Origin of the sequence: Rhodoblastus sp., from assembly GCF_041915505.1 — a bacterium.
Classification (GTDB): Bacteria; Pseudomonadota; Alphaproteobacteria; order Rhizobiales; family Beijerinckiaceae; genus Rhodoblastus.
In genome coordinates, this window is the sequence record NZ_JAYSBG010000190.1 from 1 (window position 1) to 6664 (window position 6664).

The 6664-nt window shown below is 61.3% G+C and carries 6 protein-coding genes and 1 pseudogene; 4 read left to right on the forward strand and 3 right to left on the reverse strand.

From position 1 onward, the window contains the following. The 4 genes and pseudogenes from ACE3S9_RS12380 to ACE3S9_RS12395 all read left to right on the forward strand — a co-directional run. Positions 1–239: pseudogene (locus ACE3S9_RS12380) on the forward strand (tRNA uridine-5-carboxymethylaminomethyl(34) synthesis enzyme MnmG); the annotation flags it as partial. Positions 240–246: 7 nt separating this feature from the next. Beyond that, the gene (rsmG, locus tag ACE3S9_RS12385) at positions 247–879 is read left to right on the forward strand and encodes a 16S rRNA (guanine(527)-N(7))-methyltransferase RsmG (RefSeq protein ID WP_374546771.1); all 633 of its coding nucleotides are present in this window, start codon (positions 247–249) and stop codon (positions 877–879) included. A 10-nt stretch (positions 880–889) separates the two neighbouring features. Then, the gene (locus ACE3S9_RS12390) at positions 890–1708 is read left to right on the forward strand and encodes a ParA family protein (RefSeq protein WP_374546772.1); all 819 of its coding nucleotides are present in this window, start codon (positions 890–892) and stop codon (positions 1706–1708) included. A 73-nt stretch (positions 1709–1781) separates the two neighbouring features. Beyond that, a complete protein-coding gene (locus ACE3S9_RS12395; RefSeq protein WP_374546773.1) occupies positions 1782–2645 on the forward strand; it encodes a ParB/RepB/Spo0J family partition protein in 864 nt (287 codons plus the stop codon). Here ACE3S9_RS12395 and holA read toward each other — a convergent pair. The 3 genes from holA to leuS all read right to left on the reverse strand — a co-directional run. Next, entirely contained in the window at positions 2642–3703 is a 1062-nt protein-coding gene (holA, locus tag ACE3S9_RS12400) for a DNA polymerase III subunit delta (RefSeq protein WP_374546774.1), read from the reverse strand. The two genes, ACE3S9_RS12395 and holA, sit on opposite strands and share 4 nt — an antisense overlap. Next, a complete protein-coding gene (gene lptE, locus ACE3S9_RS12405) occupies positions 3703–4200 on the reverse strand; it encodes an LPS assembly lipoprotein LptE (RefSeq protein WP_374546775.1) in 498 nt (165 codons plus the stop codon). The genes holA and lptE overlap by 1 nt, the downstream gene beginning before the upstream one ends. Positions 4201–4240: 40 nt before the next feature. Continuing rightward, on the reverse strand, positions 4241–6664 hold a 2424-nt coding region (leuS, locus tag ACE3S9_RS12410), incomplete at its 5' end, for a leucine--tRNA ligase (protein WP_374546777.1).

Sequence of the window (6664 nt, forward strand, 5' to 3'; positions counted from 1 at the left end):
AACGACAGGTTGCCGCCATCCATGCTTTGAAGCGAGACGAGTCGGTCCGCTTAGGGCCCGAATTTGATTATGATCGGATCGTTGGGCTTTCGAATGAAGTGCGGGCGAAGCTGAAGGCGGCAATGCCTGAAAGCCTCGGCCAGGCGGGGCGCATTGAGGGCGTGACGCCGGCGGCGCTGACCTTGATACTGGCGTGGCTTCGGAAGGCCGGCCAGTCCGGCGTCAAGCAGGCGAGCTGAGTCTTCAATGGAACGGCATGACAACAGCTTGGCGACGTTGCCGCTGGCGGTCCGTGAGCGGCTGGACATTTATGCCAATCTGCTGCGGAAATGGCAGGCGAAGATCAATTTGGTCGGGCCGTCGACGCTCGACGATATCTGGATGAGGCATTTCGGGGATTCCTATCAACTGGCCGAACTCGCCGGCTCATGGAGACAATGGGTCGATCTCGGGTCGGGCGCGGGCTTCCCCGGACTTGTGATCGCAATCACCGCCTCGGAGAATGGGCGGGTCCATCTGATCGAATCGGACCGCCGCAAGGCGGCGTTCTTGCGTGAAGTTTCACGTGAAACAGGCGCCAATGTCGTGATTCATAGCGATCGGATCGAAAGCGTTTTGCCGGCGCTCTGCGAGCGCCACAGGTTCGATGTTGTTTCGGCCCGCGCTCTTGCGCCCATGGCTCGCTTGATCGATTACGCCGGGCCGGCGTTGAAAAACGGCGCGCTTGGATTGTTTTTGAAGGGGAAAGGCCTGTCGGCGGAATTGACCGCCTTGGCGCCCGATAATAATTTGGACATTAGCGTGATCGAAAGTCGAACCGAAAGCGATGGAAGAATTGTCGCGGTTCGAGCGCATAACTCTGAAACGGATCGCGTTTAAGGGTATCGCTATGGAGAATCCTCATCAGATGCGTGTCCTGGTTCTTGCGAATCAAAAGGGCGGCGTCGGCAAGACCACGACGGCGATCAATCTCGGCACCGCGCTTGCGGCGATCGGCGAGACGGTCCTGATCATCGATTTGGATCCTCAGGGCAATGCCTCGACCGGCCTGGGAATTGATCGAAAGCAGCGCGGCGTTTCGACTTTCGACGTCATGATGGGCGAAAGATCGCTCGACGCCGCCATCCGACCGACGTCCGTTCCGCGTCTTTACGTCGCGCCTTCAACGCTCGATTTGTTGGGTGTGGAGCTGGCGATCGCGGATCAGAAGGAACGCAATTTCCGGCTCAGAAGCGCCTTGACGGCGTTGGCCGGCCGCGGCGCCATGCCGAACGGCGATCGGATCACCTATGTGCTGGTGGATTGTCCGCCCTCTCTCAATCTGCTGACAATCAACGCGCTGGCGGCCAGCGACAGTGTGCTCGTGCCGCTGCAATGCGAGTTTTTCGCGCTCGAGGGCCTGTCGCAATTGCTGTCGACCGTCGAACAGGTCCGCAAGGGCTTAAACCCCCGCCTGACGATTCACGGAATCGTTCTGACCATGTTCGATTCCCGCAACAATCTGGCTTCCCAGGTGGTGGCGGATGTCCGCGCTTTTCTCGGCGACAAGGTCTACGAGACGGTCATACCGCGGAATGTTCGCGTGTCCGAGGCGCCGTCCTATGGCAAGCCGGTGCTGCTTTACGATTTGAAGTGCAGCGGATCGCAGGCCTATTTGAAACTGGCTTCCGAAGTGATCCAGCGGGAGCGGAATCTGCGAGCGGCCTGACGGCTCTCGCCGGATCGGATTTATGGTGTTGGAAGCGCGTTTTCCCCAGCTCGTGGCGCGGTAGGGATTCTTGATGGCTGAAGAAGCGAGATCACGTTTGGGGCGCGGCCTGGCCGCGCTGATTGGCGATGTGGGCGGTGGAGACGTCGAGGTCATCGGCCAAAAACCGACCAAAGCTCCGATCGAATTCTTGCGGCCCAACCCGCGCAATCCGCGTCAATCCTTCAATGAGAGCGATTTGCAGGAACTCGCGGATTCGATTCGCGAACGGGGCATCGTCCAGCCGATTGTCGTTCGCGCGATTCAGGGTCTCAATAATGTTTATGAGATCGTCGCCGGCGAGCGGCGATGGCGCGCGGCGCAGCGGGCCGGATTGCATGAGGCGCCCATCGTCATCATCGAGGCTGATGACAGGCAGTCGCTCGAGATCGCCATTGTCGAAAATGTGCAACGCGCCGATCTCAACGCGCTTGAAGAGGCCAAGGGCTATGAGCGCTTGATCGATGAGTTCTCCTATAGCCAACAGGATCTGGCCAAGATCATTGGCAAGAGCCGGAGCCATGTCGCGAACACTTTGCGGCTTCTGAAACTGCCCGATACGGCCAAGGGCTATCTGGTGGATGGCCAGATTTCCGCCGGCCATGCCCGCGCGCTTTTGTCTGTCGCCGATCCCGATAAGGTGGCGTCGCAGATTATCGAACAGGGCTTGACCGTCCGCGACGTCGAACGTCTGGGGCAACAAAGCGCGGAAGAAACGCCGCGCAAGGCGCGCGCTCAGGCGGAGAAGGACTCGGACACGCAGGCGCTGGAAAAGCTGCTGACCGATCTGCTCGGGCTCACCGTCCGGATTGCGCATCGCGACGATTCCGGCGACGTCCGCATCCATTATAAGTCGATGGAACAACTCGATATGTTGTGCAAGCGCTTGCAGGGCTAATCGCCCGGCCGGCGCCTGTTTTGTTTCGCGCGGCTGCGCGTGGACTGCGCCATCGCCAGCAACAGGCGCAACAGACGTTCGTCCGTGAGGATGTTCCTTTGGCGGCTGGTTTTCAGCGCGTCATAGGCGGCGGTGATGAAGTCCGTCGTCTTGTCGAGCCGGCTCAATTGCAGCTCCTTGGCGACACTGTCCTTCCGCTTGAAGCCATTGACGAGGCGAAGCAGGCTTTGAAAGCTCTCGTCCTGACGCGCGCCGCCGTCGATTTCGCCGCGCGCGCGATGAATGGCCAAGGCATAGCGCAAGACGGCGGCGAACAGACGATTAGCGTCAATGTCGGCGAAAGACACTTTATTGCTGAGTTCGGCGACCGTTTCGGTTTCGCCGGTAAAGATCGCTGACAGGATCGAATCCAGATCGACCGCTGTTGCGTCGAGCAGCAGATCGTTGATCTGCTCCACGGTCACGGTGGATTGGTCTTTGGCGTAAAGCAGGAGCTTTTCGATCTCGGAGCGTGTCGAGAGGCGATCGTCGCCCAAGGTTTCCGCCAGGATTTCACGCGCCTCGGGCTCGATCGACAGATTGGCCCGTTTGAGTTCAGCGTCCAGCAAGCGCTGGACATCGCGCGCGTCATCCATGGCGCATTCGATCGAGGCGGCGAAGGGCTGCTTTTCGATCCATTTGCGAATTGCGGCGTCGCGTTTGAGGTCGCCCGCGATCAAGATGATGACGCTGTTGGATGGCGGCGAGCGCTCGATCATTTCCAGGGCGGGAAGGACCGATTTCGCGCCGAGATTAACCCGGATGGCGCGTGAGGCGGTGTCGAAAAGGCCTATGGAATGCGCTTCGTCGATCAGCAGAAGCGGATCGGAGGCGATAGCGTCGCCGGACAGTTCGATGGCGTCGCGCCAGGCCACGGCGTCATCGGTGGTCGCGGCCAGCAGTCGCCGGGCGCGCTCGTAGATCAGGCCGTGATCGGCCCCGAATACCAGAAACAGAAAATGACCGCGATCCGGGCGGTCGATATAACGGTCGGCGTCTCTATGCGCCAGCGCCGCCATCAGGAGCCGCGCGTGGCCAAAGCGATTGCGACGCGGGTCCGGATCTGATCGGCGAGCACTTTAGCGTTGCGAATTTCGGCGTCGCGCGCCGCCCGGACATTGGACAACCGCTGGCTGGAGCGATCATAGACGACGAATTGGGTGACATTGCCGCTGGCGATCGGCTCGGAGCCGCCTGCGATCGGATAAAGCCGGTAATCCGCATCGACATTGACGTCGCCGGCTTGCGCCTCGCCGGTCACCGTGTTCACGATCGGCGTCGCCAGGCGCTCGCGAACCGTGACGACGAGTCGATATTTCGGCGTCGGCGAGGAACCGGTCCCGTTCAGGGCGAAGATCAGCTCGTTTTCCAGATAATGGCCGAGCCGATCCGGGATCGGCTCGACCTTGATCGCTTGCATGTCCGGCACAATCGAAGCGCCGCCCGGCTTCTGCCCGTAAAGCGGCTCGACGCCGCAGCCGGACAGGCCCGACGACAAAAGAACGGCGAAGGCCAAGCCTCGAACGGCGTTCCGGGCCCCGCGTCGAGCGCTCAGATCAGACGACGACATTGATGATCCTCTGCGGGACGACAATGATTTTCTTCGGGGCGCGGCCTTCCAGAGCCCGTTTGACGCTCTCCAGTTCCAAGACAGCCGCCTCGATTTCGCTTGAAGTCGCGTCGCGCGCGATGGCGAGATCGCCGCGCTTCTTGCCGTTCACCTGCACCGGAAGCATTAGCACGTTATCCACGACAAGAGAATGATCCGCCGCCGGCCAGGGCGCCTCGGCGATCGGCGAGGTTTCGCCGAGTTCCGCCCAGCATTCCTCGCCCAGATGCGGCATCATAGGCGCGAAAAGATGAACGAGAATCTTCGCGGCCTCCTTGAAGGCGGCCCGGACATCGTCGCCGGCGTCCGCCGTCTCGACCGCATTGAGCAGCGCAGTCAGCTGATTGGTCAGATCATAGACTTGGGCCACGCAACGGTTGAACCGCAACCGGCTCAGATCGTCCTCGACCTTGATCAGGGCGCCATGCGCGGCGCGGCGGATAGCCTGCGCGGCCTCGTCATAGGCCTTCACCTCTGGCGTCTCAGCGCTGAAATCGGCGATATCGCCGATCAGACGCCAGAGACGCTGAACGAATTTCGCGGCCCCCTGCACGCCTTCCTCGGTCCAGATGACGTCGCGATCCGGCGGCGAATCGGACAGCATGAACCACCGCGCGGTGTCGGCGCCATAGGTCGCGATAATGTCGTCCGGGTCGATCGTGTTGCGTTTCGACTTGGACATTTTCTCGATGGCGCCGATTTCGACTGGTTGGCCGTCGTTGAGCGAAAAGGCGCGGCGGGCGGCGGCGTCATTGTCGAAGCGGATCTCGGTTGGCGAAAGCCAGCCGCCGTCGGCGGCCCGATACGTCTCGTGAACGACCATGCCCTGGGTGAAAAGCCCGGCGAAAGGCTCCTTGAGCCCGACATGGCCGGTCTCTTTCATCGCGCGCGTGAAGAAGCGCGAGTAGAGCAGATGCAGAATGGCGTGCTCGATGCCGCCGATATATTGGTCGACCGGCAGCCAGCGATCGACCGCGCTGCGCGTCGTGGGCGCGGATTCATTGTTGGGATCGGTGAAGCGGGCGAAATACCAGGACGAATCGACGAAAGTGTCCATCGTGTCGGTTTCGCGGCGCGCCGGGCGGCCGCATTGCGGGCAATCGACGTTTTTCCAGGTCGGGTGTCGATCCAGTGGGTTGCCGGGCGCATCGAATGTAACGTCCTGTGGCAGTTCGATCGGCAGGCTGGCTTTCGGAGCCGGCACGACGCCGCAGGCTTCACAATGAATGATGGGGATGGGGCAGCCCCAATAGCGCTGACGCGAAACGCCCCAGTCGCGCAATTTGAAATTGACCTTGCGTTCGGCGCGCGGCCGGCCGTCGAAGGATTCGGATTCCAGCCGGCGGATCACCGCGTCCTGCGCGGCCTTCGGCGTCAGGCCGTCGAGGAAACCGGAATTGATCAGGCGGCCGTCGCCGTCATAGGCGGTGTCGGTCAGCGTGAAGGATTTGGGTTCGGCGCCGTCCGGGCAGACCACGATGGTATAGCCGAGGCCATAGGCGCGGGCGAAATCGAAATCGCGCTGGTCATGCGCGGGGCAGCCGAAAACGGCGCCCGCGCCATAATCCATCAGCACGAAATTGGCGACATAAACCGGCAGCGACCACTCCGGATCGAGCGGATGGACCGCTTTCAATCCGGTGTCGAAGCCCCGCTTTTCAGCCGTTTCAAGGGCCGCGACCGACGTCCCCATCCGGCGGCATTCCTCGATAAACGCGCCGAGCTGGGTATCATTTTCGGCAAGGCGCGCCGCCAAAGGATGGTCCGGCGACAAGGCGATGAATTTGGCGCCGAACAACGTGTCGGGACGGGTCGTATAGACTTCAACCTCGCCAGCCGGCGCCGGCTGCGCGAGCGGAAAGCGGACCAAGGCGCCTTCCGAGCGACCGATCCAGTTTTTCTGCATCAGCCGCACCTTTTCCGGCCAGCGGTCGAGCGAATCGAGCGAATCGAGCAGATCCTCGGAAAAGCCCGTGATTTTGAAAAACCACTGGGTCAGCTCCTTCTGCTCGACCAGGGCGCCGGAACGCCAGCCGCGGCCGTCGATGACCTGTTCATTGGCCAGAACCGTCTGATCGACCGGGTCCCAATTGACCTTGGCGTTCTTGCGATAGACCAGCGCCTTGTCGAGCATATCGAGAAACATCGACTGCTGGTGCTTGTAATAGCTCGGATCGCAGGTCGCGATCTCGCGCGACCAGTCGATGGAAAGCCCCATGCTTTGCAATTGCTTGCGCATGGTCGCAATATTGGCGTAGGTCCAGATCGCCGGATGCGAATTGTTGAGCCGCGCAGCGTTTTCGGCCGGCATGCCGAACGCATCCCATCCCATCGGGTGGAGGACGTTGAATCCCTTGCCGCGCATGACGCG

What these genes read in the sequence shown, in the direction of transcription:
- rsmG (WP_374546771.1), top strand. Translation starts at nt 247, where the DNA reads ATGGAACGGCATGACAACAGCTTGGCGACGTTGCCGCTGGCGGTCCGT.
- ACE3S9_RS12390 (WP_374546772.1), top strand. Translation starts at nt 890, where the DNA reads ATGGAGAATCCTCATCAGATGCGTGTCCTGGTTCTTGCGAATCAAAAG.
- ACE3S9_RS12395 (WP_374546773.1), top strand. Translation starts at nt 1,782, where the DNA reads ATGGCTGAAGAAGCGAGATCACGTTTGGGGCGCGGCCTGGCCGCGCTG.
- holA (WP_374546774.1), bottom strand. Translation starts at nt 3,703, where the DNA reads ATGGCGGCGCTGGCGCATAGAGACGCCGACCGTTATATCGACCGCCCG.